The following is a 24,331-nucleotide window of genomic DNA, read 5'->3' on the forward strand; positions in this document are numbered from 1 at the left end:
CTCGAAATCCACTCGAACTGACAATAGTACTATCAAGAATAAAAACCTTCAACAAACTGAAATGTCATCCTGAGCGCAGTCGAAGGGACTGGAACACGCCAACCGCAACAAACCACATTGTCACTTCGGCTACGCTAAGCGACCAACCGACAACGAACAACTATCAACAAAATAAAGAATACACTTTCAACAGATTGCCACGTCGCAAAAAGCTCCTCGCAATGACAAATATTAAAATCTCTCCGTCATAGCGAGCAAAGCGCGGCTATCTGCTCATTTGGAACATGCCACACTACAACAAAGCTCAGCGACCGAGTAAACCAACAACCGACAACGAACAACTATCAACCAAACACAGTACACACATTAAACAGATTGCCACGTCGCAAAAAGCTCCTCGCAATGACAAATATTAAAATCTCTCCGTCATAGCGAGCAAAGCGCGGCTATCTGCTCATTTGGAACATGCCACACTACAACAAAGCTCAGCGACCGAGTAAACCAACAACCGACAACCGACAACTATCAACTAAGCGTAGCGATCAACGCCTCCACCGTCTCCATAGCATTCAACTTTTCGTCAGACACCAATACCTCTAAATCATAATCTGTTTCTACCAATATAATAGGATAGATATACTTATGCCCGAACTTACTTTTGTACTTTTTTTGAAACTCATCTTTATGAAAGAATTCTAGCTCGTAGCCTTGCGCTAACAAACTTTCTCTAAACGCTGCCCATTGTTTGTTTTCGGTGAAGTTGCCGTGGGTTAAAGAACAGAGTGCGCAGTCGTACGTATCGGGACTCACAATTTTATGGGCGAAGTCTAACATTTTACTGCCGGTATCACTATTGGCATTATAGATAAATAGAATTTTCTTTGACATGACCTTTTGGTCGTAAAAATACCCAAACTATACATAATTTTTGACCAATTATGGTTTCCCGTAATGTAGTGTGAAATGGAAATTGTAGGTTTATTCTTTAGTGGTAACCCGTATTAGGAATTCTACTTTTTAATAAAAGAAACAATATCTACCACTTGTACAAAAAATGAAATAATATGGATGGAGGTTATTACGCTATAAAAGGATTCGAATATCAGATTGACAAATCGATTCTCGAAGTTTTATCTTGTAATGACATAAAGCAAGAGGTCTACATTGAGCAAATTCAAGATTTAAATACAGAAAGTTTTGTGATGCAAATAAAATATAAAGAAGCTTCAAAACTTATTCCATCTGTAATTAGGAAGCCAATTATACAGCTGATTAACGAGTTCAAAAATAATCCAACCAAAAATTACATTCTTTATTGTTACTTCTCCGACACAAATGGATATACGGAGAAAGTTGATTTAGTTTTTCTGGATAATATTCTAGGAAAGGAAAAGGATAACTTTAATTCTACGATAAAAAATGATTTCCTAGTAAAGTTTCAATTATGTTTTTCTGAAAATTTTCAAAATCAATTTCAATTGGTTTTAGGCAAAATACTTGAATATGATTTTTGCGTTTCAAAAGATGATGCCATTTATTTCTATGCAATTATTGCTGATTATTTGAGAAAAAAAGTAGTAGATAACCCATCAGAAAAAATTGCATCTAGAAAGGTAACTAAGGACGAACTGTTAAATTACTTAAATAAAGGGCGCAGAATTACGTTTTTACCTGCTTATAGAGAATATAGAGGAGAACAAGAGTACTTTAAATTGCTAAAATCACAGTTCAAAAAACCAATTAAGAATCAGAATACTGTAATTTTATTTGGTGAAATTAAAGAATCAAATTCCTGCAAATTACCTTCACTAATATATCAAATAATAGAAAAACATTATACGAAGGCTACTCATGATATAAAACCTTTGATTTTTATTATTCCTGATAATAAAACAGTCGAAGTAAAAACCTACCTAATTAAACAAAATCACCCTTTCAATGATGGATACGAGATGATTTTATTTAGCCAAAATCATTTTGAATCATATCCAATCATAAACAAAAAAACTTCTGGCGGAAAAGCAACTAGCAGCCTTTCGAAAACTTCTTTTAAAGCAAGGGTGATTTCTAATTCAACTCTTAATAAAATAGCAGGATTGAACATAAATGTTTCGTGGATATTTATAGATGTTGACAAACATATGCTATTAGGGGATTCTGAATATCAAAATATTAACAACCTAAACACAGAACAAATATTAAAATTATTCTAACATGAATTCAGATAACTTTAAAATCATAAATGTTTCATCGACTTCAATAACTATTGAGATTGTCGATCCGAGTCAATTTGATGAACAATTCAATTTAGGTAGCTATATTAAAATTCCATATAAAAGTAACGATAGTAAATATGTTATCGGGATTATTGATAATTATAAAATAAAGGATCAAGACAATAACGACAATCAGACAGAATCTACCCCTCCATCCTTTATTTTGGAAGTAAAACTTACTGGAACGCTTGAAGTAAAAGCAGATGGTTCGGTTTTTGAAAGAGGTGGACATGGAATTCCTCTACCACCTAACAATGGGATTTCGTTGCTTACTAATGAAGAATTAGAAAGCATTTTTACGACTAGGTTAAAGGAGAACGAAAGATTTTCATTTTCAAAACTAACAACAACAAATATTAGTATTCCAATTAATGGAAATAAATTTTTCAACAAACACTTTGCTATTGTAGGTTCCACAGGCTCAGGTAAATCCCACACTGTTGCAAAAGTGCTTCAACAAGCTATTTCAGCAAAAAAAGGAACATCCAAAGGCTTAAACAATTCGCATATAATAATTTTTGATATTCATGGAGAATATGAACAAGCATTTCCTGATGCACAAATTCTTAATGCATCAAATTTATCTTTACCATATTGGATGTTAAATGGAGATGAACTTGAACAATTATTCTTAGATACCGGAGACCGGAATAATTACAACCAATCTTCAGTATTGAGAAAAATTATCACTGAAAATAAAATAAAGCACAATAAAAATATTTCAAAAGTACATTTTGATTCTCCGATTAAGTTTGATATAGGAGAAGTTTTCAATTGCTTGTGTAATTTTCAAAATGAAACTATAAATGCAAAAGCACCTGAGAGAGTTATGATTCGTGGTGAAGCAGGAGGATATACAGGTGTAAATTCAATTACAGCGACTGACGGATTACTTTTAACTTCAGAAACACGCCTAGAAAAGTATTTTTTAGAAATATTTGACTTTATACCAAACAGGGGCTCTAATGTAAATAAGGGAATATATGCAGATGGCACTTTAGATAAATTTGTTGAACGCCTTGAAAACAAGATAAAGAATTCAAGATTAGGATTTTTATTTGGCGAAAAATCAAGAGACATATCTTTTGAGGAGACTTTAAAACAATTTATTAGTTATTCAAATGGAAAAGAATCGAATGTTACTATTATAAACCTTGGCGGAATACCTTTTGAAGTGCTTAGTATAACAGTTTCATTAATATCAAGAATTTTATTCGACTTTGGATATTTCTTCAGCAAAATAATGACTGATGCACAAAAATGTGAAACACCTCTTCTCCTGTTATATGAAGAGGCTCATATTTATGTACCTAAAAGTGATTTATTAAAATACCGTTCATCAAAACTAGCTATTGAAAGAATCGCTAAAGAAGGCAGAAAATATGGTATTACTTTAGGAATAGTAAGCCAACGACCATCTGAAATTTCAGAAACTATTTTTTCTCAATGTAATAACTTCATAGCAATGAGACTCACTAATCCTGAAGATCAAAACTATGTAAAAAGACTACTTCCTGACACCTTGGGGAATTTAACTGAAACTTTGCCAACACTCCAAGCTGGTGAAGCCTTGCTTATTGGTGAATCAATAGTACTACCATCACTCGTTAAAATAGATCCCTGCTCGCCTCCTCCAAAATCTTCTGATATTGCATATTATGAAATTTGGAAAGAACAATGGAAGAGCGTTGATTTTGATAAGATATTAAGTGAATGGAAAAAATAAAGCTTAAATATTATCCAATAAAAATATTAATGAACAATCGATAGCAACTGTTTAAATGAATAACTTTCACCTAACCTGTTTGACTCTTCTAATTTCATTGTGTGCCCATTCACAGTCAATATTAAATATAGATGAATTAGAAAATCAAAAGAAAAATATTGAACTAGAGGTTGAAAACTTGACCGATTCAATAAGAAGTATTGATTTAAAAATAGCTCAGTTAAAGTCCAAAAAGTTTTTAGACAAAATAAAAGACTCTTCTCTTACTGCGATTGCAAGAAAGGGAGCCAAATTAAAAAATAAACCAAGTATATATGCTGAAATTATTTCAACTTTAAAAGAAGACCAGGAAATTATAATCTTAGAATATAATGAAAGTTACTTTGCGGTATGTCAAGGCTCACTTTGTGGTTATATGAATGAAATTTGGATTATCAATAATATTTCAACAACTGAATATATTAAATCAATTCAAACGGAAAAAAAATTTAGCACGAACTTCATTAGTACTCCATCCTCATTTAGTTCATCAGCAAAGAGTACAAATTCAAATAGTTCATCCTATAAACCAACGAGAAATCGCTCTTATAGAACCTACTATAGCGGGTCTAGAGGTGGTTGCTATTATATAAATTCAAGTGGTAATAAAAGCTACGTCTCTAGGAGTTTATGCAATTAACACGGAAATCCACTTTAGTCAATTACTATTATAATAATTGTAACCTTTGTGCTTTTTAATTTCTTAAGAAAATAACTAATCATTACACAAATACGTTGCTAAACTTAATGAAAAAAACGCTGATAATATTAATACTAGTTTTGACTTCAAACTTCGCTGAAGCTCAGTTTATAAAAGAAAAATCAATAAATGCCCAAATTGGTTATGGAATTAGTGCACCATTCAATAGCATTGACGAAATCGCTGACGAAGGCATTTTTGTACAAGGCGAACTCGTATTAAAAGTCACTTCTTGGTTTGAATTGAGACCATACGCAGGTTTTATATTGACAAATTCAAACGGAAAAGATTTATATAACAACCCAACTTTTGAAAAAGCCGAATCTAAAGCAGTTTTAATTGGAGGAAAAGCAAGAGTTCGCGCACCAATACCGTGGGTTGCACCTTACATTGAAATTGGACTAGGAACTTCTATTGGAACATTTGAAACATTAACAGCTTTTGACAACGTTGATAAAGGTGGAATTATTTATCATATACCCTTTTCACTTGGACTAGAATTAGGAAAAAACAATAATGTTGATTTAGGTTTAGCATATTATTTTCAACCATCAGTCGAACAATTCGTTGGAGCTTTTGCAGTTGGAGTTACATTTCCACTAAATGCTAAATAATATGGTTTTAAAAATTCGACTTACGAGGAGCTTATATTAAAATTCATTCTTAATCTAAAATCATACAATTCTAAGCTCTTAGATTCTCAAATCAGATTCTTGAGTTTTTTTAATTTCAATAAAATTACAAGGCAACTAATCAATTGCAATTACGTTAGCTATAATTCAAAAAGTATAAAATATGGCAAATAGAAGTTATTTATATAATCTTGATTTCAATCGACTTGATAGACCAAAGACTCCCGAAGATTCTGTATTAAGTGTTTCTGAATACGCATATGAAATCCCGTTGTCTTATAAAGTTTTATTAAGCAACGACACTTTAAATAGCAAATCAATATTATGGGGTTACGAACACCCGATAACTATAAGTGGAAACGCCAATAAAGGAAAGGATAGTCTTTTTCAGTTTTTGGACAGATTGCAAACTTTGAATTTATTCGAACCCGAATATCTCAATTCAGAAATAGAAAAAACGAAACAATTTTTCTCAGATAATAAATTCGAATTAAACTATTTCTTTCTTGAAGGCGGAGAATTGTATGAAATGGGAAATGAACCCTTTGAAGAACAAAACCTTGAAGTTTTTAATGAAGTAACTCAAATAGAAACCACTATTGAGAACTTCATTAAAAAAGTGACCTCTATTAATAAGGAAATAGAGAATCTTGCATCACAAAGAGACCGAATGACAAAAAAATCTTGGTTCAAGAAATCAGTTCCAGTGTTGTCTGAAAAAGAAAAAGTAGAAATTGAAAAAGCAATACGAAACAAACAAATCGAAAAAAGAGTTCTGTTAGGTATTGATAATTGGTCAACAATACTTTATTTTCAATTCGATAAGTAAAAACCAATTAATAATTACTTTCCACAAACACAAAACATGGAACAACAAGGCTCAGATATCATTGCAAATAGATACCAAAAATTTATAAAAACGGTTTGCGAAACAGACATTGTTTATGCGCTTCAAAATCATGAAGGCTTTGCAACCTCAGCATCTGTGCAATATGATGATGAAAATGACAGACCTGTTGGTGTACTTTGTTTTTGGGCAGAAAGTGGCAGGGCGAAATCTTGCACTATAAACCATTGGGCGAACTATCAGCTTACTGAAATAGCATTAACAGACTTTATTGAAAATTGGGGTGTAGGCATGGAAAATGACGGAATACTAGCTGGTATCGAATTTGACCAAAATATGTTCGGCTACGAAGCGAAACCCCTAGATTTAATTCTTGACCTAGTAGCTGAAATAAAAGCTACCAATAAAGAACTACCACTTCAAAAATTCGAAAATATTGCTGATTTAGAAGAGCAGGCGAAAGAGGCGAATGGGTAATATATTAAATCTAAAGCGATTTATGCTTTAATGATTTTTATAGAAAACTCAAATTTAGATGAAATGAATCAACCCATCAGAAAACACATTTTATTACTACTTCTAATTTTGCTGAGCACTGTTTCTTTTGCTCAAAAAGGCGATGCTATTCTTATACTTAAAGATAGCTCAAGAATTAATGGTTATGGTACAATAAGCGGTATCTCATCTATAATGGCAATTCGTTTTAAAAACGATACACTTAAATACAAAAAGTACAAAGCAAAAGACCTTATCGGTATCGATATACTTGAAAACAATTACTATAGGCAGTTTCGTTATAAATACAAAGACAGCGCTAAATTCCCCGAATTGTTAGAAATAGTTTCTATTGACAGTTTAAGCCTTTACGTAAGAATATATGAAGGTGGCGTTATAAGTAATTCACTTTCAACCGAACCCGCGTATGTTATAGGAGACATTCCTAAACAAACAGTTAGGCTCAGTAACGGTCAAGAAGTAGAGATTGGTCAAAGTAAAAACGTTTATAAAGAAATACTCTTTCCGAGATACAGCTATTATGTTGGGCATGGCCAAAGTGATCATGTTTACCACCTTTATACCAAAGGTTTACCCTTTGCAACAAGTTTTAAAAAATCGATGATGGATTACTTCATCAATTGCCCTAGGTTGATTGAGAAAGTTGAAGCTAAAGAGTTCTCAAATGATGACTTATTGAGCGTTCTAGAATTTTATAATCGAAGCTGCTTAAATTTAGAGTAAAACCCATGCTACACCTCATATTTCGCATCAATCCTTCTGACAAAGCACATAACATATAATTCAAATTTTTGTAAGTTTATATTTACTAAACCATTAAAAAGTTGAATTAATGAACATCGGAAGCTGGAAAAAACACGGATTTGAGTTTCTATCCATTTTTATTGCTGTTATATCTGCTTTTGCTTTAAACAATTGGAACGACAACCGAAGAGACAATACCTCTGAACAAAAGATTCTAAGAGAAATTGCAAACGGACTCGTAAAAGATCTTGAAGATGTTCGAGGCAATGAAGGAGGTCATAAATTGGGGATTTCTGCATGCCGGTATTTCAAAAATATCGTGACAGATAAACCTGTTGATTTAGACTCTTTAGGCATTTACTACTTTGTTGTTACCAGAGATTTTGTTTCCATTCAAAATGTAGCCGGGTACGAAACTTTAAAATCTCAAGGTCTAGAGTTAATCAAAAATGACCGTTTAAGACTTGACATTATTTCATTATACGAATATGATTATCAGACACTAAGAAAATTAGAAGAAGAATATTCAGAAATTCAATTCAATGAAAACTATTTTAAAGAAATTAATCAAAGTCTAGCACCTAACTTTCAATTCGATGCTGAGCAAAACATTAGTGGTATTGATCTACCTCTAAACTTACCAACCGAACAGAAGAAAATATTATTGACATACATCTGGAAGATAGAAAAAAACAGAAATTTTATTCTTAAATCTTACGCTCAAGTTGAAACAAATATCAATAAGGTATTAGAAGAAATTAATGTTGAAATATCTGAGTAAAATAATCTCCGATTAAATCCGAAATCTGATTTGAAAAATAAACTGAATATCCTCTTACTTACTAGTTTTCTTATAGCTGTAGCTGTTTACTTTTGGGCTAACTCCCTACATAGAAGTCAAGTTGGTGACATCACTTTTGACGCGTCTATTGACAATTCTGAATTTGTGGTTTGCGATGAAGAACGCATTGTTCAATACTATTCGGCCGGCACTTATTATGAAGGCGGAGAGAAAGCTATAAAAACGGAACTAAGAGAACTTATAACTCAACTCAATTTCGAAAAATCAGGTATGATTACTTTTAGATTTGTTGTTAATTGTACTAATCAAACAGGTAGATTTCGAGTAAAAATGGTAAACACAGGTTTAAAGGAAACCAGCTTTAATTCTAGTAATATCATACAGATTCAAGAATCAATTAAAAACTTGAATAATTGGCAAGCCGGTAAATGGAACAATAAAGCACTTGACACATATTACATTTTGAACTTTAAAATTCAGAATGGTAAAATCACAGATATATTTTAAAGACTATGAAGACATTTATGAAAATAATCAAAGTAGTTCTTACTCTATTGTTTTTATCCTTTTCAATAATCATGCTTTATTACACGGCATTAGCTCCTAAAGTTGACCGATTTAAATTGGCTGAACATTTTCAAGGTTCTTATTTATCTCAAGCTATGTTCGACATTTTAAAAATGCAACACCCAGAGTATTCTGATGCCTATTTTGAACAATCTGTAGCTTTCAATAAAAGAGGCTATTACGCGAAAGGTTTTGAGCTTTTAGACAAAGCTATTGAACTTGATCCAAAAATACATTTGGGATATCGAGGTTGGATGAAATTGAGAAAATTAAGAGATTATGACGGTGCTTTAAGTGATTTCAATAGATTAGATAGCTTAACACCTAACACCATTGATGCACCCTGGGGAGAAGACATTGACTTTCTAAGAGGAGAGTGCTATTTTGGTAAAAAGAATTATCAAAAAGCTATCGATTTCTTTAACCAATGTATCGTAAACCAAAAAGAAGATTGGGCTGATGTACATGCATTCGTTTATTTAGGACTTTGCGAATACGAACTTGGTAATTACGAGAAATCCATTTCTGAATTTCAACGCGCTTTAAACCAATCGGACCACGTACCAGAAGCTCATTTCGGTATGGCAAAAGCGTACCAAAAAATTGGGGAATTAGAGAATGCTAAAGAGCACATTCTAAAAGCTGAAGAAAATATAGCCTCTAAACGTGAAGATTATTACAATGAGTTTCTAAATGAAATATATTTGAATGAAATTTTAGATTTTAAACAATCTCTTTAGAAGAATAGCCTTCTATCAAAATACCACCGACCACCAACTTAAAAAAAATGAAAAACTTAAAAATAGTAACAGGGCTTCTGATCGTATCATTCTTTATTTCTTGCACAGAGACTCCAAAAGAAACAGCAGAAACAAGCACAGAAGGAGCACCAATAACGCCAGAAAGTTCTAGCATAAAAGTATTGAACTTTGCTACCTTCCACATGGGGTACACCAGCGATGCACACACCATGGATTTTGATGAAAACAACGAAAAAAACAAAGACTCTATTCACCAAATAGCTAAAATGCTCTCTGCGTTTAAGCCTACTGTTATTATTTTAGAAACCGTACCTGAATACAACGAGACTTTACAAAAGAACTACGCTACTTATTTAGAGGCGCCAGAGACTAATTTTGAAGAACCAAATGAAGTCGAGCTTCTTGCTTTTGAATTGGGAAGACTAGCGGGTGTAAAACGTATTTACGGCGTTGATCATAAAATGGAGTATAACTATGCTATTGGTTCAGAAATTACAAATGCAATTGATTCCGTAACCTACAACGCATTTATGAAGAATCCGTTTGAGTCCGTTCCTGGTCAAAATATTTTTGAGGACGGTATATCGTTATACGAGAAATTAGCTCGAATGAACAATCCTAAAATATTGGATCTACTTATTACCGCAAATGCTGACATGCTCACCTATGTAGGTACTGAAAATGGTTTTGAAGGTGCTGATGAAGCTGCAAAATATTATCAAAGAAACCTAAGAATATACGCTAACCTAAACAGACTTAAACTAGCCCCATCTGAAAGGGTTTTTATTATATCTGGCGGAAGCCACACTGCTTTTCTTAGAGAATTTATGCGTAGAGATGTGAAGTACGACATGGTAGATACGTTCGAGTATTTGAATTAGGAAACACAAAAAATCTATCCATAAAAGAGGTTATTCTAAAACTTAAAATTTTAAAAACTCTATGCTACACCTCATCGTCGGTAATACAGGGTCCGGTAAAACGACCTACTCGAACGAACTGAAAAAGAAAACCAAAGGTGTAATTTTCTCCATAGATACTTGGAACAACACCTTATTTCTACCTGATAAAACTGAAACTGACGGATTAGAATGGTTTCTAGAGCGCATTGAGCGTGCAGAAACCATGATCTTAAATGTGGTAACGCAATTAGAAGAATCAAATACAGATGCTATTCTAGACTTAGGCTTATCGAAATTTGAACACCGAGAAAAGTTTAGAGCTTTTGCTGTATCTAATGGGTATGAGATTACGCTCCACTTTTTAGATATTTCTAAAGATACCAGATGGCAACGTGTACAACAGCGCAACACCAAAAAAGGAGCTACTTTTGAGTTTGAAGTTACTCAAGAGAATTTCGATTTTATGGAAACTTGGTTTGAAAAACCTACCGAAATTGAACTTATTAATAGTGTTACTATCACCGAATAATACTAATTTTACAACGGCTTTTTTCGCCCATCTATTTTTATAAAACCATACTATCAACCAAACCAACTACTTGAACGTAAAACATACCTTCGTCAACTTTTTTCTTAAGACCAGTAGTAAGCAAGAATGCCATGAGGTTCTAACCATTTGGAATACGTACTACGCTGCTTTATCTGAAAAACATCAAGAATCGTTTGTGGTAAGAACATTGCTGTTTTTAAATACTACAGATTTTGGTTCTACAGAAGGTTTTGATCTTACTACCGAAATGAAACTGGTAATTTCTAGTGCATTCGTTCAAATTACTTTTGGCTTAAAACAAGATGTACTGAGTATCTTCAAAACCATTTTTGTTACTCCGACATCATATTCATACACCGGTAGAGATGTTTTGTATGATGGTGATGTAAATACCGTTACGAAGCGTGTAAACTTACCATGGCCTGCCGTAGAAAAAGGCTTCGTTATTACTAATGACGGGTTAAATATTGCTATTCATGAATTTAGCCATTGCCTAATTATCGAAAATTCTATGGGTTCTTATGTCTCGAAGGTTTTCAATAATACAGACCTCAACGCTTGGAAAGAATTGGCTACTCAAAAACTTCCGCTTATTCGCGATGGTAACTATACTATTTTCAGGGACTATGCCGGTACCAATTTAATGGAGCTTTTTGCTAACGCGTTAGAAACTTTTTTCGAGCAGCCACATGAGTTTTATTCATACGCACCTACCTTTTACCGCACAACAGCCAAAGTGCTAAAACAAGACCCTAGAAACGGCAAAAACCCCAAGTAAAGTATGTCTAAATAAGATACTGGCTATTCAAAAGGAGAACAAGCGTAAGTCTCAAGGAATTCTTCAAAGCATAAAAATCTCGATTATCTAGTAAAACAATACTAGAAGTATTGCGTTGTGTTTCATGGTACACTAATTCACTTCAATTATATTAGACTATTATCTTATGAAGAAATCGCTACTTTTTATCGCATTAATCTTATGTATACTAGCCTCATGCAAAGAAGGTTCAGTTGATAAAACAGAACGCTCTGGTGAACCCGATGTATACAATGTAGAAGACGACGACGCCAAAATGAACCAGGCTATGGTCGATGCAAAAAATTCTATCGGTGAATTTAAGAATGCTCTTGCCAGCGACAACCCTAGTTTTGAGTATTTTACCATCAAACAGAAATTCAACGCCGATGGTGGTGCCGAACATATTTGGGTGGGTGATATTCAGCTCATTGATAACGATTTTATGGGTATTATTGCCAACGAACCGGTATATACCAGCGAAGTACAATTAGGTGATACTATTACCGTAAACAGTGCTCATATTAGCGATTGGATGTACTACGACGACGGAAAAGTGGTCGGCGGCTATACCATTCGTGTTATTCGCGATGCACTCTCTCCCAAAGAACAAGCACAGTTCGATGCTGAAAACGGACTGACATTTAAATAATTACTTCTTCTTTTTTACTGTTCTCCATAACGTAACTAGCTGTATTCTATTGAAATAAGACGTACATTGTAGTTGACAATCAAATCAACCGGTACGTTATGGAAACTATAAAAAAAACCTCGAAAGGCATCTTGTGGACTTCTTATATTCTACAAGGCATTGTTATTATTATGCTTTTAATGGGTGCTGTAAATAATGTTTTACAAACCGAAACGGCTGTTAAAGGAGCTGTAGAAATGGGATATCCTTCAGAGTACGTCATGTCTTTAGGCATAATCTTATTAGTATCTATTGTACTATATGCCATGCCGAAAACCATGTTTATCGGTGGTTTGCTTGTAACCGCATGGTTAGGTGGCGCAGTGGCAACTCATGTAATTCATAAAGACCATATGACCTTAACTATTTTTCCGGTTATTTTTGGTGTTCTTGTGTGGGTAAGTGTTTTACTCAGAAACAAAAAATTGCGTGCATTGCTATAAAATCAATCTATTTCTTAATTCGAAATCTTAGTTATCGGTATAGTATGAGAAGTGTCATAGTTCTAGTTGCCGATCATTACTACTTTTGAAAAAAAGTACCATGCAAAAGATATCTTTCACCGAAAATTTAGATTTCAACGATACTAAAATTGTTACCAAAGTGCTATTGGAAACTTCGTTTTCAAAAGAGATTCGAATTCTATTGAAAAACGGGCAGATCATGAAAGAGCACAAAGCTCCTTTCCCCATTATAGTACATATCGTACAAGGTGAAATTGATTTTGGTGTGGATGGTACTCATCACACTTTAAAGCAAGGAGATATCATTACCTTAGCCGCAAATGTGCCGCACGACCTTTTAGCAAAGTCTGACAGTATTGTACGTCTTACCCTTTCTAAACAAGATGCTGCAGAACGGGTAGAAAAAGTAGTTGCCGATTCTTAATAACAAACCATGAACGAAATTACCAATAGAGAAGATGTTAGCATATTGGTGCATACTTTCTATGATAAAATACGGCAAAACGAACTATTGGGACCCATTTTCAACGGACATATTACCGACGAGGAATGGCCTTCGCATTTAAGCAAACTTACCGATTTCTGGGAATCGAATCTTTTTGGCGTCCGTACGTTTCGTGGGAGTCCGTCTAAGGCACATGTCAACGTCGATAAAAATCTAAACCATACCATCTCTCAAAATCATTTCGCACAGTGGTTACAACTTTGGTTCGAAACTATTGACGAACTGTACGAGGGTGAGTTGGCCAATAACGCAAAAGATATGGCTCGTAGAATGTCGACAGGGCAGTATATTCATATTTGGCAAAATAGACCGGAAGAATTTAGGAACTAGGTTTTAGGGGTTAGGATATAGTTTTCAGTATTCAGTAACAGTTGGCAGTGTTCAGTGTTCAGTGTGTTAGTGAATTAGTTTGATAGTGGATTAGTATAAATTTGCTTTTGGCTACTGGCTACTTAAACATCAACAATTTAGCTTTGCTAAATACTACAGTAAAAACAAGTCTATTCTCTATCTTCTATTTTCTAAATTCTAACTTTACAATAGATACTTAATACTGGCTTTTGGCTTTTGGCTTTTGGCTTTTGGCTTTTGGCTTTTGGCTTTTGGCTTTTGGCTTTTGGATGCGTAAACACACAAAATTTAGCTTTGCAAAATACCAAAATCAAAACAAGTCTTTTCTCTATCCTCTATTTTCTCTATTCTAACTTAATAATAGTTACTTAATACTAAATTCTGGCTTTTGGATGCGTAAACACACAAATTTAGCTTTGCTAAATGCGATTCAATCAATAAAAGTCTATTCTCTATATTCTATTTTCTCTATTCTAACCTTGTAATATCCACTTAATACTTGGTACTCTTTACTTAATACTAAACTGGAGCTGCGAACATAATTAAATCTTTAGAGCTGATAGAAATGTCTGCCATCCATGAAGCAAGTATGCCAAATCTATTTCGTAAATTGAACATGAAATAATTTGCTAATTTTCAGTACTATGGATTTTCTATCGCCTACCTATTTTTTTGATTATGAAAGTGATGAGATACAAGAATTGGTATCTGAATTTAAAAATTCGTCACTTTCTGAAAAAGAAATTTCTATTGCCCTTTATCACAAAGTGCGTGATGCATGGCGATACGACCCATATAGCTTAAGCTTCAATAAAGAGAAATACCGAGCCAGTGAAATTGTAAAACGCCCAAAAGGGCACTGCATTGATAAATCGATCGTATTAATTGCATGCTTTCGTGCTGTGAATATACCCGCTAGAATTCACTTAGCAAAAGTTAAAAACCATATTGGTGTAGAACGTTTAATAGAAAAATTCGGATCTAACGAGCTTACTCCCCATGGTATGGTCGATGCTTTTATAAATAATAAGTGGTTGAAGCTATCTCCATCGTTCAATGCATCGTTATGTGAAATGATCAATGTAGCTCCCTTAGATTTTGATGGTGAAAATGATGCTGTATTACAAGAGTATAATGAAGCGGGAACACAATTTATGGAGTACTTAGAAGATTACGGTCATTTTGAAGATGTACCGATGGAATTTATGGAACGAAATGCACGAGAGCATTACCCAAATATTTTTGACCCCAATAGTAACCAGACCGAATTTCAGTTGTAGATTTTAACAAACTTTAATACTCAAAATTCTGGTCACCTACTGTACAGATTATTTTTTATAGTACATTCGATGGAAAATACAATTCCCTTGAAAAAATTCATATTTACTTTATTCATAGCATTTTCGTCTTCATTGGCAATAGCCCAAGAACCAATGGAATGGTCACCCGATTACGAGTTGCAATTGAGTGATTACCAATCTCCGGAATCGGAAATTAATACCACCCTTACCTCCTATTCTATTTATTCGGGCGCAAAAATCGATTTCAGTTTCAATATGAATTCGGTCTCTTTCATGTTCACCAAAAATTTTAACGACAAAGTAAGAGCAATTTTTCAGAGAAACCTGGCTGTTTTGGTTGCTCCAGATTCAGTGACAGCAAATCAATTACTCCGTTTTGGAAGGTATGACTTTGATTTGGTAGAGCTATACTCCAGAAAAATACGCAAGAAAATTTTTGAGGAAAAAGGTGCTTTTAGCGATTCGAGTTTATTTCAACCTATTTTCAATGAGCTACAAGAAGAAATGAATACGGTTAGTGCCCAAGTCTTTAAAGCCACCGATTTTGGTAAAGATGCTGAAATGTTACAAAAAGAACACGAAAAGGTAACACAAAAGATACATGCTTTATCCGACTTTTGTTTGAGTTGTAAGCCTAAGAAAATAAAGAAATAAATACATGCCTTTATGTATTGGCAAACAACTTCACTAAAACCAATACATATGAAAAATACACTTCTATTTTTATTAGTTATAACAACTTTATTTTCTTGTAAAGAAAATAAGTCAACTCCTCTATTAGTTGCCACAAATGATAATTCGGCTACTATAACCTCAAAATTTCCAGAGAGTGTTCGTACTTGCGGAGCCAATAACAAACTATTTGATGCCATACCGCATCTCGATACCTACGCAACCTATAATTTTAAAAATGTGGGCTGCACTAAGCACGGTCTTAGTGTTCAATACGACCATCCTACAAAAGAATTTTACGAATTTAATTTCACCATCAATGAAGAAGTAAGCGAAAACAAAGCAATGCTCAACTATTTAAAAGTAGGTTACAATGGTGCAGTAAAATTAGATATCGAAGGTACTTACGTTAGTGATCTATCTATATTCGATAATGCGTTTATAACTACCACTACCGAAGCCGAATACGAGGAAGCAAAGTATCATGCCACCTATAAAGATAAATACACTATCATATTAGCCATAAGAGGCGAAAACCTATCTACTAAAGCAGCTATAGATGGCTTAGTAAAAAAATATCTTGAAGCAATAAAAAAAGATTTACTTGATTAGGTATCATACCTCTAGGCATGCACCTGAGAATGACTTTTCGATTTTATGAATATCAAACAGAGCACAGTCAAAGGGAGTGGAACACGCAAACTCACCTCATAACCTCAATGTCACTTCGACTGCGCTCAGCGACCAAGTAAGACCGTCAACGAACAACTATCATCCAAAAAACATACATTCAAGAGATTGCCACGTCGTGAAAAGCTCCTCGCAAAGACGAATAGCCAAATATCTCCGTCTTAGCGAGCAAAGCGCGGCTATCTGCTTGTTTGGAACACGACACCCATCTCGTAAACGCATTGTCAGTTCGAGTGATTTTAGCTAGAGTGCAACGAAAGCCTAAAATTGTATCGAGAACCATTGCGTGTTCCAAACCTCTTCTCGATACAATTCTACGCCTCCACTATGCTACATCTTAAAACCACTCGAACAGACATTGATAGAATTAAGATCACAGATTACCACTTCGTGAAAAACTTCTCGCAATGACCTATACTTTATACTTAAGACTTAAGACCTCTTACTTACTACTTTGTACTTTGTACCTCGTACTTGATTACCTCGTACTTCCAAATTCAACTCAGCATCCAAAACCTACAATTGAGAACTATTTTTTATCTTATGGATTGTTAATACTCCATCTTTGAGTAATATAAAACCAACCGACCATGGAAAATATCATTGAAATCTTTATTTACATACATGCCTTTTTTGGTGGTGTGGGGCTTATTACCGGTATCGCAAGTATCATTGTTAAAAAAGGAAGGTTAAACCATAAACGATTGGGCAAATGGTTTTCGTGGTCTATGATTATTAGTTCTGCGATTTCTTTGGTGATTGCGAGAATGCCCAACCACATTAATACTTTTTTATTCTTGATCGGTATTTTCACAATTTATATGGTGCTAGCGGGTAACAGAGCACTTACATTTAAATCTGTCAAAAAAACAAAAGCAAATTTGACCGATCAATTGGTTTCGGGTACAATGGCGTTCTCGGCTCTGATAATGATTGGCTTTGGTATTACCGGACTCATTAATGGCTATTCGCACAGCATTCTTTTTCTGTTCTTCGGAATAATAGGTCTGTTTCTACCTTATGGAGATTATAAACTATTTAAGACCACATTAGAAAACAGGAAGCTTTGGCTCATAAACCACCTAAGTAGAATGTTAGGTGCACTTATTGCCTCGGTTACCGCATTTATAGTTGCAGGTATGCACCAAGACACCCTTTGGGCATGGATGACTCCGTCCGTTTTAGGAACTATCTATATTGTCTACTGGATTAAAAAAACGAAAGGTAAAAAGAAGTTGAAAACAGCTTAATCTTTTTCTTTAAGATTTAGGTTTTCTGCGAAGTAATCACAGAAATCTTTCATCGTAGCCGTCATTTTATCGTCTTGTGTTGCCTTTAAAAAAGTGTCGGTCAAAGAAACCAAAGTTTGATGAAAGAAAGTTTTCATTTCATCTACGGGCATATCTTTTGTCCATAAATCAATTTTTAAAGACTCTTGGTTTTTACTATCCCACACAGATAATAACATTGCCTTTGCTGCCTCATTCTCAATACCACCGTCTTGTGCAGACCAGTTTAAAGTTTCCGGAATTCTATTTTCATCTAATCCTACGCGCAGTGTAATTTCTGAAGTATGTAAATCTGCCATCTAATTTCTCGGTTTGTAATTTGATTTCTTAAATATTTCATCTGCAGGCATGGTCATTAATTGTTTCATGCTTACATCATTATTTTCCATAAAGGCACGAACTATTTGCCATCCTATATAACGACCTAGTCTACCTGGCGATTCATTATCCAACTCCAATCCGAATTTCGAAAAAGGGGCAGGTTCTAAAAATCGTTGGTTCAATTTATTATCTGTACTATATAAATATTCGTTCTCTATAAAATTTCTCCAAATAGGTTCTTCATTGGCAATTGCCCAATCGATTTCTGTTTGGGTGTATCCTATTTTTTTACCATCTTCAGCTTCTGGCATCAATTTATCCTTCAGGTATAATTCTTTACCAAAATAAACCATTCGAGCAAGATAGGTACGGTCTCTAGGTCTTGGCACTACTTGCTTAGCAAAAGAACTGGCAACATCGCTTACTAAAAAATTGCGATCTAATGATTGTGCTATATACCTTTGGAATCCGCCATAATACATATGCTCGGAGCCCAAATAATTATCAAGACTAATGAACAACAAACTATCGGTTAAAATAATTCGGTTATTATAATCGACATCATTGGTTACCGTTATAATCTTTGGTAGGGTATATTCTGGAAAGTAATATTTTATATGCTTAAAAAGTTGTTCTAAACCTTTTTCTTCATCTTCAAAACTGCGAAAAGCATTACCTACTTCTTGAAATAATTCAATTTGAAGAGAATCGTTCATTTTGGCTACCCAAACACTATCTGGTGCCGGAAATAAATAAGGATAGGTTTTACGCAATGCAGGTAAACCCTTTTCACCCGAAGCGGCAAACTCACGATCAAATCGTGAAATTTTAAGATCTACTGGTATAGCAGCAATCTCTTCAGCTACCTTTTCACTATCATTACAGCTATAAAGAATGGTAAATACTGATAATAGTATAAAAATAGGTTTGACTTTGGCAAGTATTTTACAATACATTTTATTATTCACAGTGTTCAACTTATTTTTATGGCAAAGTTAATTGATTTTACTAAATAATTAGAACGGTATGCAAACGGAAAAGGTAATTGAGCACATTGTTAATTGGTTAAAGGATTATGCTACCAATGCAAAACAGAAAGGTTTTGTCATTGGTATATCTGGCGGAATCGATTCTGCGGTTACTTCTACCCTTTGTGCAAAAACGGGTTTAGACTTGCTTTGCCTAGAAATGCCGATTCACCAAGCCGAGAATCAGAGTGACCGAGCATCTCGACATATAGATTGGTTACAGGCTAATTTTCCTAATGTAAAAAGGCAGCCTGTGAATCTTACGCCAGTGTTCGATAGCTTGGTAGCTGCTTTGCCATCTGTTGAAAATGAAGAAGAGCGTTTTATGTCTTTGGCAAATACACGTGCTAGATTACGAATGACAAGCCTGTACTACTTTGCTGCCCTAGAACGTTACCTTGTCGCCGGTACAGGAAATAAGGTCGAAGATTTCGGCGTTGGATTTTACACCAAATACGGTGATGGTGGCGTTGATTTGAGCCCTATAGCCGATTTAATGAAGACCGAAGTTTATGCCATAGCAAAGGTTTTAGGCATAAATGAAGAGATTATAGGTGCTGCACCAACCGATGGTTTGTGGGGCGATGACAGAACAGATGAAGATCAGATCGGTGCTTCTTACCCTGAGCTAGAATGGGCAATGGACATGAAGGACGAAGGCAAAACAGTTGATGATTTTGAAGGAAGGAAAAAGGAAGTTTTCACTATCTTTACAAGATTGAATACCATGAACCAACACAAAATGTTGCCAATACCCGTTTGTGAGATACCAAAACAGTTAAAATAACAACTCAACTAAGAATCAAGGTATTAAATCGAAAATAAAGTCCAAAATTATACGTTCCTAATAAAATAATGCAACTTTGACTTCTAATTTAGAATTTTAAGCCTTACATTGCATGTAGTCTTTTCAGACAAAATAGGTTCTAAAATCTATATAAAAAATTAATTAATGATCAAAATTTTAATAGCGGACAACCACCCTATCATAAGAATGGGAGTAAGAAAGGTTTTAGAAGCCGCTGAGGGATTTGAACTGATCGATGAGGTAGCTACTACCGAAGAACTGTTTGAAAAACTCAAAAACACAACCCCCGATGTGGTCATGTTAGAAATGGATATTCCAGATATAAATGGAATAGCAGCATTACGCAAGATCAAGAAAGATTATGCAGACGTAAAAGTACTTATGTACAGCGGTCAATCTGAAGATGTATATGCCCTTAGTGCCATTAGAGCAGGAGCTTTCGGTTATTTATCAAAATCTTCTGGTGTAGAATACATAACTGCAGCAGTAACTAAAGTAAGTGAAGGTAACATGTTCATTACAAACGAACTTGCACAACGTCTTGCTTTTGATGAAGGAACTAAGAAACCTAGAAGGTTCTTTAGAAAACTTTCTACTAGAGAAATAGAAGTATTAAAACTTTTAGCTAGTGGTAAACGTAACAAAGAAGTTGCATTAGGATTGAACCTAAATGAAAAAACAGTTAGTACCTACAAAGCTCGTTTAATGAAAAAGTTAAATGTAGACAATATGGTCGATTTATTACAACAGGCTAAAGCCTTAGAATTGTACTAAATTCTTACAACTGTCATATAATAAAAAAAGACCTGCTTTTAGCAGGTCTTTTTTTATGCACTCTATTTTTTTATACTATGATAAAACCCTATTCAATTTCTGATTAAGTAATTTATTCAACTGTATATAGTTCATAATCTCCTCTAATGCCTCTCTATTATCTTTTTCTACCCCTTCTGTAGTATTTTGCAATGTTGCCATTCTTTTTTTAATTAAAAAGCAACGAAGTGTCAGTATGGTTTCACTGACCAATTGTGCTACACCTATTTCTTTTTTCTTCGGAAAAATCTCTTTACGCTCCCAGTCATCCAACTTATAGCGTTCCTCTTCCATTAAAATAGAAGAAATCTGATTCGCCATCTCTTGCTCTAAACCATTGACAAAATTGGTGATCGAAAATTCTTCTTTTTCATTCAAGGCTTCGATCAACCTTGAATACATTTTACGAAAATCTTCATTCGCCAATTCTATTTCGTCTTCTTGAAGATCTAAATAGATTTTCTCATATACCTTAATCTCAGATAACTCTGGCTCTAATACCAAATCTCCTGCATCGTTTTCTTTTAGCACAAGGTCTTCAAACTGCTCTTTGTGGTTTCCGTACAACATTAGCGATTCAATAATTTTTCGCTCCAACATATATTGTACATCTACTTTTTCTTCTTTATGCTCATCGGTATTGCGAACAACATCAAATGCCTTCTGTTTTTCTTTCTGCTGTACCTGTACACTGCTCTCTTCTTTCTTCCCTATTTGGGCAAGTGTATTGTACAAAACCGCCTCAGATATATTCATGATCTGGGCGCACTCTTGAATATAAATCTCTTTTTGAATACGATCCGGAATCTTAGAGATACTATTCACGATATCCCTTACCGTATCTGCTCTCTTTATTGGATCGTTATTTGCCTCTTTTACAAGAAGCGATGCCTTAAACTGAATAAAATCTTTTGAGTTGTCATTTAGATAGTTCATGACATCTTCTAACTCATTATTCTTCGCAAAGCTATCTGGATCTTCACCTTCGGGGAATGTACATACCCGCACATTCATACCTTGCTCTAAAATAAGATCTATACCACGTAGCGATGCTCGTAACCCTGCTGCATCCCCATCAAACAAAACCGTAATATTTTTTGTCAATCTATTGATGAGCCTAATTTGTTCGGGAGTCAATGCCGTACCACTAGAGGATACTACGTTATCTATACCGCGTTGTACAAATTGAATTACATCGGTATACCCTTCTACCAAATAACAATTATCTTCTTTAGCGATAGACTGCTTAGCATGGTAAATACCGTACAGCACCTTACTCTTATGGTAAATGTCACTTTCGGGGGAGTTCAGGTATTTAGCTGCCTTTTTATCGTTCGTTAAAATACGACCACCAAAACCTAATACACGACCACTTAGAGAATGTATCGGAAACATCACCCGACCTTTGAACCTGTCAAATTTTCTAGACCCATTCGGGTTGTTAGGATCTTCCTTAACAATGGTCAATCCTGTTTTTGAGAGGTAGTCTAGTTTATACCCTTTATCTAGCGCTGCAGTTGTAAATCCGTCCCATTGATCTAGGCAATACCCTAACTCAAATTTCTTAATAGTTTCATCTATAAAACCACGCTCCTTAAAATAACTAAGTCCTATAGCTTTACCCAACTCTGATTCCCACAGCATTTCTTTAAAATGCGTTTGGGCAAATTCAGATACCAAATACATGCTCTCGCGTTCGCTAGCTTGTTCTTTTTGTTCGTTAGATTGCTCGGTTTCTTCTACTTCAACATTATATTTCTTCGCTAAATATTTTATAGCCTCAGGATACGTAAAATGCTCATGCTCCATTAAAAAAGCTACCACATTACCGCCCTTACCACTACTAAAATCTTTCCAAATCTGCTTTACCGGCGATACCATAAAACTTGGCGATCTCTCATCAGAAAAAGGGCTAAGTCCTTTAAAATTAGACCCTGATTTTTTTAGCTGCACAAAATCACCAATAACCTCTTCTAATCGAGCAGATTCATATACTTTATCTATGGTAATTTTTGAAATCATATTTCGACCTTAATCCCTCTTAAGGAGGGAAATAAATTTGTGTAAATTAGAACCTCAAAAGTACACATTATGATTTTATTCTTTGGCACTAGACCAGGAAAGCCAGAAACTAAAAAACTTTTTAATAGCACTTGTCCGTATTGCCATCAACGCGGGACTTTAACAGCTGTTGCACAAAAGAACTATTTTCATATATTTTGGATCAAGCTCTTTAAAATATCTAGCACAACTACGATAGAATGCAGCCATTGTAAACGTGGGTTTAAGAAAATGAGTTTACCGAAGAGATGAACAGAGAACTATCTAAAACAAATTATTAGCTGTAGTAACGTTTTTTACGCACGTTACCACAGCTAATTTGATTGATGAATTTTTTATTAAAGGTCGAAACGGAGACCTAAGGAAATGTTGTGCTGCTCTACAACGGCATCTTTAAATATAGGATTCAAATCATATTTCACATATAATAGAAACCCGTCAATACCTGCATATGCACTTACCCCATAAATTAAATCATTGGTATTGTAACTACGCTTCAGTTTGTCTTTTACATTATCACCGTCAAGGTTGTATTTCAATTTTTGGCGAGTGCCTATATTAAATCCGCCATAGCCACCTATTCCTACTCTAAATTGATTTTTTAAAGAATATCGCATGGTTTTATCTGTTGTTTTCAACTTGGACGGACCAAATTCGAAATGTATCGGGAAAACCAGATTATCCATTCTAAACTTTGATTTATCTAGCTCATAATCGTACTCCTGAAGTTCTGATTGTCCGTTTTCAAGGGAGACTAAATACTGATTATCCTTGGCTTTTAATCCGTTAAACTGAAATGAGAAACCGTAATTGAACCTTAAAAAATTCGTGTTTTTAAATACACGAGTACGCCACTGCCATCCCATTTCAAAAAACCTACTACCGCCTATTTTATATGGTGAATCATTTAAAGACTGCCCTTCTACAATAGCATTATTTAAACCAACAGCAAGAACCAAATCTGAGTATGTTCTTCTGTCATACATAGGTTCTATTCTATCTGAATTTTCATTTAGTCTAAAACCAAGTAGTTTCCCTCCATCACCGTCATCATCTCCAAAACCGATTTGAAAAGCAAATTTATAATTCAGGGTATCTAATTCTTTCACCTCTCCGCTGTTCCTTTCTAATAATGAAACTTTATTATTGATAATAGCAATTCTATCTTCAATATTCAAAGCTCTCTTTTCGGCCGCTTCCATTTTCAGAGCCTCCGCTTCTTCTTGTGTGATTTCGCCTTTCTCTAATCTTTTAGAAATCGCTTCTATTTCAAATTTTAAAGCTTCCTTTTCTTGTCTAGTTACACTTAGCTTTTGCTCTTTTAAAATTTCTACTGTTTTTTGATAATCTTCTTGCGCTACTGAATTTTGCACCATAAATAGGGTCAGCACCACGATTAAATACATTGTAATTGTTCTCATTTCGATTTTGATTTTTTTGATGAATAATACTCCGCCCCCTGTCCCTATAGCATATTAT

The 24,331-nt window shown here is 34.4% G+C and carries 29 protein-coding genes; 24 read left to right on the forward strand and 5 right to left on the reverse strand.

The annotated features are described in order from the left end of the window. Positions 1 to 525 precede the first annotated feature (525 nt). Complete coding sequence (locus ACPF9A_RS04700; RefSeq protein ID WP_424002113.1) at positions 526 to 888, reverse strand: GTPase; 363 nt, start codon at positions 886 to 888, stop codon at positions 526 to 528. Between the two features lie 176 nt (positions 889 to 1,064). On the opposite strand from ACPF9A_RS04700, the gene ACPF9A_RS04705 reads away from it, so the two are divergent. From ACPF9A_RS04705 to ACPF9A_RS04805, 21 genes are all read left to right on the forward strand, one after another. After that, positions 1,065 to 2,213 carry a hypothetical protein gene (locus ACPF9A_RS04705; RefSeq protein WP_424002115.1) on the forward strand — a complete coding sequence of 383 codons (1,149 nt, stop codon included), beginning with the start codon at positions 1,065 to 1,067 and terminating at the stop codon, positions 2,211 to 2,213. A 1-nt stretch (position 2,214) separates the two neighbouring features. After that, positions 2,215 to 4,002: an ATP-binding protein gene (locus ACPF9A_RS04710; protein WP_424002117.1), complete on the forward strand. Its 1,788-nt coding sequence runs from the start codon at positions 2,215 to 2,217 to the stop codon at positions 4,000 to 4,002. Positions 4,003 to 4,057: 55 nt separating this feature from the next. Then, the gene (locus tag ACPF9A_RS04715) at positions 4,058 to 4,681 is read left to right on the forward strand and encodes a hypothetical protein (protein WP_424002119.1); all 624 of its coding nucleotides are present in this window, start codon (positions 4,058 to 4,060) and stop codon (positions 4,679 to 4,681) included. Between the two features lie 107 nt (positions 4,682 to 4,788). Then, complete coding sequence (locus ACPF9A_RS04720; protein WP_424002121.1) at positions 4,789 to 5,355, forward strand: hypothetical protein; 567 nt, start codon at positions 4,789 to 4,791, stop codon at positions 5,353 to 5,355. 181 nt (positions 5,356 to 5,536) lie between these two features. Further along, the gene (locus ACPF9A_RS04725) at positions 5,537 to 6,202 is read left to right on the forward strand and encodes a hypothetical protein (RefSeq protein WP_424002123.1); all 666 of its coding nucleotides are present in this window, start codon (positions 5,537 to 5,539) and stop codon (positions 6,200 to 6,202) included. A gap of 36 nt (positions 6,203 to 6,238) precedes the next feature. Beyond that, positions 6,239 to 6,697 carry a DUF2750 domain-containing protein gene (locus ACPF9A_RS04730; RefSeq protein ID WP_424002125.1) on the forward strand — a complete coding sequence of 153 codons (459 nt, stop codon included), beginning with the start codon at positions 6,239 to 6,241 and terminating at the stop codon, positions 6,695 to 6,697. A 63-nt stretch (positions 6,698 to 6,760) separates the two neighbouring features. Beyond that, positions 6,761 to 7,459 (forward strand): hypothetical protein, encoded by a 699-nt coding sequence (locus ACPF9A_RS04735; protein ID WP_424002127.1) that lies wholly within the window; start codon positions 6,761 to 6,763, stop codon positions 7,457 to 7,459. Between the two features lie 109 nt (positions 7,460 to 7,568). Further along, positions 7,569 to 8,261: a hypothetical protein gene (locus tag ACPF9A_RS04740; RefSeq protein WP_424002129.1), complete on the forward strand. Its 693-nt coding sequence runs from the start codon at positions 7,569 to 7,571 to the stop codon at positions 8,259 to 8,261. A gap of 30 nt (positions 8,262 to 8,291) precedes the next feature. Beyond that, positions 8,292 to 8,789 (forward strand): hypothetical protein, encoded by a 498-nt coding sequence (locus tag ACPF9A_RS04745; protein WP_424002131.1) that lies wholly within the window; start codon positions 8,292 to 8,294, stop codon positions 8,787 to 8,789. Positions 8,790 to 8,794: 5 nt separating this feature from the next. Next, complete coding sequence (locus ACPF9A_RS04750; RefSeq protein WP_424002133.1) at positions 8,795 to 9,589, forward strand: tetratricopeptide repeat protein; 795 nt, start codon at positions 8,795 to 8,797, stop codon at positions 9,587 to 9,589. A gap of 47 nt (positions 9,590 to 9,636) precedes the next feature. Then, positions 9,637 to 10,491 carry a DUF5694 domain-containing protein gene (locus tag ACPF9A_RS04755; RefSeq protein WP_424002135.1) on the forward strand — a complete coding sequence of 285 codons (855 nt, stop codon included), beginning with the start codon at positions 9,637 to 9,639 and terminating at the stop codon, positions 10,489 to 10,491. Positions 10,492 to 10,552: 61 nt separating this feature from the next. Then, on the forward strand, positions 10,553 to 11,041 hold the full coding sequence (locus ACPF9A_RS04760; RefSeq protein WP_424002137.1) for an AAA family ATPase: 489 nt from the start codon (positions 10,553 to 10,555) through the stop codon (positions 11,039 to 11,041). Positions 11,042 to 11,111: 70 nt separating this feature from the next. Further along, positions 11,112 to 11,840 (forward strand): zinc-dependent peptidase, encoded by a 729-nt coding sequence (locus tag ACPF9A_RS04765; RefSeq protein WP_424002139.1) that lies wholly within the window; start codon positions 11,112 to 11,114, stop codon positions 11,838 to 11,840. 166 nt (positions 11,841 to 12,006) lie between these two features. After that, a complete protein-coding gene (locus ACPF9A_RS04770; protein WP_424002141.1) occupies positions 12,007 to 12,510 on the forward strand; it encodes a YegJ family protein in 504 nt (167 codons plus the stop codon). 98 nt (positions 12,511 to 12,608) lie between these two features. Beyond that, positions 12,609 to 12,992 (forward strand): DoxX family protein, encoded by a 384-nt coding sequence (locus tag ACPF9A_RS04775; RefSeq protein ID WP_424002143.1) that lies wholly within the window; start codon positions 12,609 to 12,611, stop codon positions 12,990 to 12,992. 100 nt (positions 12,993 to 13,092) lie between these two features. After that, entirely contained in the window at positions 13,093 to 13,437 is a 345-nt protein-coding gene (locus ACPF9A_RS04780; protein WP_424002145.1) for a cupin domain-containing protein, read from the forward strand. A gap of 9 nt (positions 13,438 to 13,446) precedes the next feature. Further along, positions 13,447 to 13,848, forward strand: a complete 402-nt coding sequence (locus ACPF9A_RS04785) for a group III truncated hemoglobin (protein WP_424002147.1) — start codon at positions 13,447 to 13,449, stop codon at positions 13,846 to 13,848. A gap of 665 nt (positions 13,849 to 14,513) precedes the next feature. Continuing rightward, a complete protein-coding gene (locus ACPF9A_RS04790) occupies positions 14,514 to 15,149 on the forward strand; it encodes a transglutaminase-like domain-containing protein (protein ID WP_424002149.1) in 636 nt (211 codons plus the stop codon). Positions 15,150 to 15,236: 87 nt separating this feature from the next. After that, positions 15,237 to 15,824 carry a hypothetical protein gene (locus ACPF9A_RS04795; RefSeq protein ID WP_424002151.1) on the forward strand — a complete coding sequence of 196 codons (588 nt, stop codon included), beginning with the start codon at positions 15,237 to 15,239 and terminating at the stop codon, positions 15,822 to 15,824. A gap of 48 nt (positions 15,825 to 15,872) precedes the next feature. Beyond that, complete coding sequence (locus ACPF9A_RS04800; RefSeq protein WP_424002153.1) at positions 15,873 to 16,454, forward strand: hypothetical protein; 582 nt, start codon at positions 15,873 to 15,875, stop codon at positions 16,452 to 16,454. 668 nt (positions 16,455 to 17,122) lie between these two features. Further along, positions 17,123 to 17,782, forward strand: a complete 660-nt coding sequence (locus ACPF9A_RS04805) for a hypothetical protein (RefSeq protein WP_424002155.1) — start codon at positions 17,123 to 17,125, stop codon at positions 17,780 to 17,782. On the opposite strand, the gene gldC is transcribed toward ACPF9A_RS04805, so the two are convergent. Then, positions 17,779 to 18,120 (reverse strand): gliding motility protein GldC, encoded by a 342-nt coding sequence (gene gldC, locus ACPF9A_RS04810; protein ID WP_299325313.1) that lies wholly within the window; start codon positions 18,118 to 18,120, stop codon positions 17,779 to 17,781. The genes ACPF9A_RS04805 and gldC overlap by 4 nt on opposite strands. Continuing rightward, complete coding sequence (gene gldB, locus ACPF9A_RS04815) at positions 18,121 to 19,098, reverse strand: gliding motility lipoprotein GldB (protein ID WP_424002157.1); 978 nt, start codon at positions 19,096 to 19,098, stop codon at positions 18,121 to 18,123. 70 nt (positions 19,099 to 19,168) lie between these two features. On the opposite strand from gldB, the gene nadE reads away from it, so the two are divergent. Next, complete coding sequence (gene nadE / locus ACPF9A_RS04820) at positions 19,169 to 19,957, forward strand: NAD(+) synthase (protein ID WP_424002159.1); 789 nt, start codon at positions 19,169 to 19,171, stop codon at positions 19,955 to 19,957. Between the two features lie 165 nt (positions 19,958 to 20,122). Then, a complete protein-coding gene (locus tag ACPF9A_RS04825; RefSeq protein WP_424002161.1) occupies positions 20,123 to 20,752 on the forward strand; it encodes a response regulator in 630 nt (209 codons plus the stop codon). 75 nt (positions 20,753 to 20,827) lie between these two features. Here ACPF9A_RS04825 and dnaG read toward each other — a convergent pair whose 3' ends face one another. Further along, a complete protein-coding gene (dnaG, locus tag ACPF9A_RS04830; RefSeq protein ID WP_424002163.1) occupies positions 20,828 to 22,813 on the reverse strand; it encodes a DNA primase in 1,986 nt (661 codons plus the stop codon). A gap of 69 nt (positions 22,814 to 22,882) precedes the next feature. On the opposite strand from dnaG, the gene ACPF9A_RS04835 reads away from it, so the two are divergent. Then, positions 22,883 to 23,104 carry a zinc-ribbon domain-containing protein gene (locus tag ACPF9A_RS04835; RefSeq protein WP_424002165.1) on the forward strand — a complete coding sequence of 74 codons (222 nt, stop codon included), beginning with the start codon at positions 22,883 to 22,885 and terminating at the stop codon, positions 23,102 to 23,104. Between the two features lie 86 nt (positions 23,105 to 23,190). Here ACPF9A_RS04835 and ACPF9A_RS04840 read toward each other — a convergent pair whose 3' ends face one another. Beyond that, positions 23,191 to 24,273 carry a hypothetical protein gene (locus ACPF9A_RS04840; protein ID WP_424002167.1) on the reverse strand — a complete coding sequence of 361 codons (1,083 nt, stop codon included), beginning with the start codon at positions 24,271 to 24,273 and terminating at the stop codon, positions 23,191 to 23,193. Positions 24,274 to 24,331: the final 58 nt, after the last annotated feature.

It is taken from the genome of Maribacter sp. IgM3_T14_3 (genome assembly GCF_049603095.1).
GTDB lineage: Bacteria > Bacteroidota > Bacteroidia > Flavobacteriales > Flavobacteriaceae > Maribacter.

What these genes read in the sequence shown, in the direction of transcription:
- ACPF9A_RS04740 (WP_424002129.1), top strand. Translation starts at nt 7,569, where the DNA reads ATGAACATCGGAAGCTGGAAAAAACACGGATTTGAGTTTCTATCCATT.
- ACPF9A_RS04730 (WP_424002125.1), top strand. Translation starts at nt 6,239, where the DNA reads ATGGAACAACAAGGCTCAGATATCATTGCAAATAGATACCAAAAATTT.
- ACPF9A_RS04725 (WP_424002123.1), top strand. Translation starts at nt 5,537, where the DNA reads ATGGCAAATAGAAGTTATTTATATAATCTTGATTTCAATCGACTTGAT.
- ACPF9A_RS04825 (WP_424002161.1), top strand. Translation starts at nt 20,123, where the DNA reads ATGATCAAAATTTTAATAGCGGACAACCACCCTATCATAAGAATGGGA.
- ACPF9A_RS04785 (WP_424002147.1), top strand. Translation starts at nt 13,447, where the DNA reads ATGAACGAAATTACCAATAGAGAAGATGTTAGCATATTGGTGCATACT.
- ACPF9A_RS04710 (WP_424002117.1), top strand. Translation starts at nt 2,215, where the DNA reads ATGAATTCAGATAACTTTAAAATCATAAATGTTTCATCGACTTCAATA.
- ACPF9A_RS04835 (WP_424002165.1), top strand. Translation starts at nt 22,883, where the DNA reads ATGATTTTATTCTTTGGCACTAGACCAGGAAAGCCAGAAACTAAAAAA.
- gldB (WP_424002157.1), bottom strand. Translation starts at nt 19,098, where the DNA reads ATGTATTGTAAAATACTTGCCAAAGTCAAACCTATTTTTATACTATTA.
- ACPF9A_RS04735 (WP_424002127.1), top strand. Translation starts at nt 6,761, where the DNA reads ATGAATCAACCCATCAGAAAACACATTTTATTACTACTTCTAATTTTG.
- ACPF9A_RS04715 (WP_424002119.1), top strand. Translation starts at nt 4,058, where the DNA reads ATGAATAACTTTCACCTAACCTGTTTGACTCTTCTAATTTCATTGTGT.
- dnaG (WP_424002163.1), bottom strand. Translation starts at nt 22,813, where the DNA reads ATGATTTCAAAAATTACCATAGATAAAGTATATGAATCTGCTCGATTA.
- ACPF9A_RS04805 (WP_424002155.1), top strand. Translation starts at nt 17,123, where the DNA reads ATGGAAAATATCATTGAAATCTTTATTTACATACATGCCTTTTTTGGT.
- gldC (WP_299325313.1), bottom strand. Translation starts at nt 18,120, where the DNA reads ATGGCAGATTTACATACTTCAGAAATTACACTGCGCGTAGGATTAGAT.
- ACPF9A_RS04720 (WP_424002121.1), top strand. Translation starts at nt 4,789, where the DNA reads ATGAAAAAAACGCTGATAATATTAATACTAGTTTTGACTTCAAACTTC.
- ACPF9A_RS04770 (WP_424002141.1), top strand. Translation starts at nt 12,007, where the DNA reads ATGAAGAAATCGCTACTTTTTATCGCATTAATCTTATGTATACTAGCC.
- ACPF9A_RS04780 (WP_424002145.1), top strand. Translation starts at nt 13,093, where the DNA reads ATGCAAAAGATATCTTTCACCGAAAATTTAGATTTCAACGATACTAAA.
- ACPF9A_RS04750 (WP_424002133.1), top strand. Translation starts at nt 8,795, where the DNA reads ATGAAGACATTTATGAAAATAATCAAAGTAGTTCTTACTCTATTGTTT.
- ACPF9A_RS04760 (WP_424002137.1), top strand. Translation starts at nt 10,553, where the DNA reads ATGCTACACCTCATCGTCGGTAATACAGGGTCCGGTAAAACGACCTAC.
- ACPF9A_RS04790 (WP_424002149.1), top strand. Translation starts at nt 14,514, where the DNA reads ATGGATTTTCTATCGCCTACCTATTTTTTTGATTATGAAAGTGATGAG.
- ACPF9A_RS04840 (WP_424002167.1), bottom strand. Translation starts at nt 24,273, where the DNA reads ATGAGAACAATTACAATGTATTTAATCGTGGTGCTGACCCTATTTATG.
- ACPF9A_RS04775 (WP_424002143.1), top strand. Translation starts at nt 12,609, where the DNA reads ATGGAAACTATAAAAAAAACCTCGAAAGGCATCTTGTGGACTTCTTAT.
- nadE (WP_424002159.1), top strand. Translation starts at nt 19,169, where the DNA reads ATGCAAACGGAAAAGGTAATTGAGCACATTGTTAATTGGTTAAAGGAT.
- ACPF9A_RS04700 (WP_424002113.1), bottom strand. Translation starts at nt 888, where the DNA reads ATGTCAAAGAAAATTCTATTTATCTATAATGCCAATAGTGATACCGGC.
- ACPF9A_RS04755 (WP_424002135.1), top strand. Translation starts at nt 9,637, where the DNA reads ATGAAAAACTTAAAAATAGTAACAGGGCTTCTGATCGTATCATTCTTT.
- ACPF9A_RS04800 (WP_424002153.1), top strand. Translation starts at nt 15,873, where the DNA reads ATGAAAAATACACTTCTATTTTTATTAGTTATAACAACTTTATTTTCT.
- ACPF9A_RS04705 (WP_424002115.1), top strand. Translation starts at nt 1,065, where the DNA reads ATGGATGGAGGTTATTACGCTATAAAAGGATTCGAATATCAGATTGAC.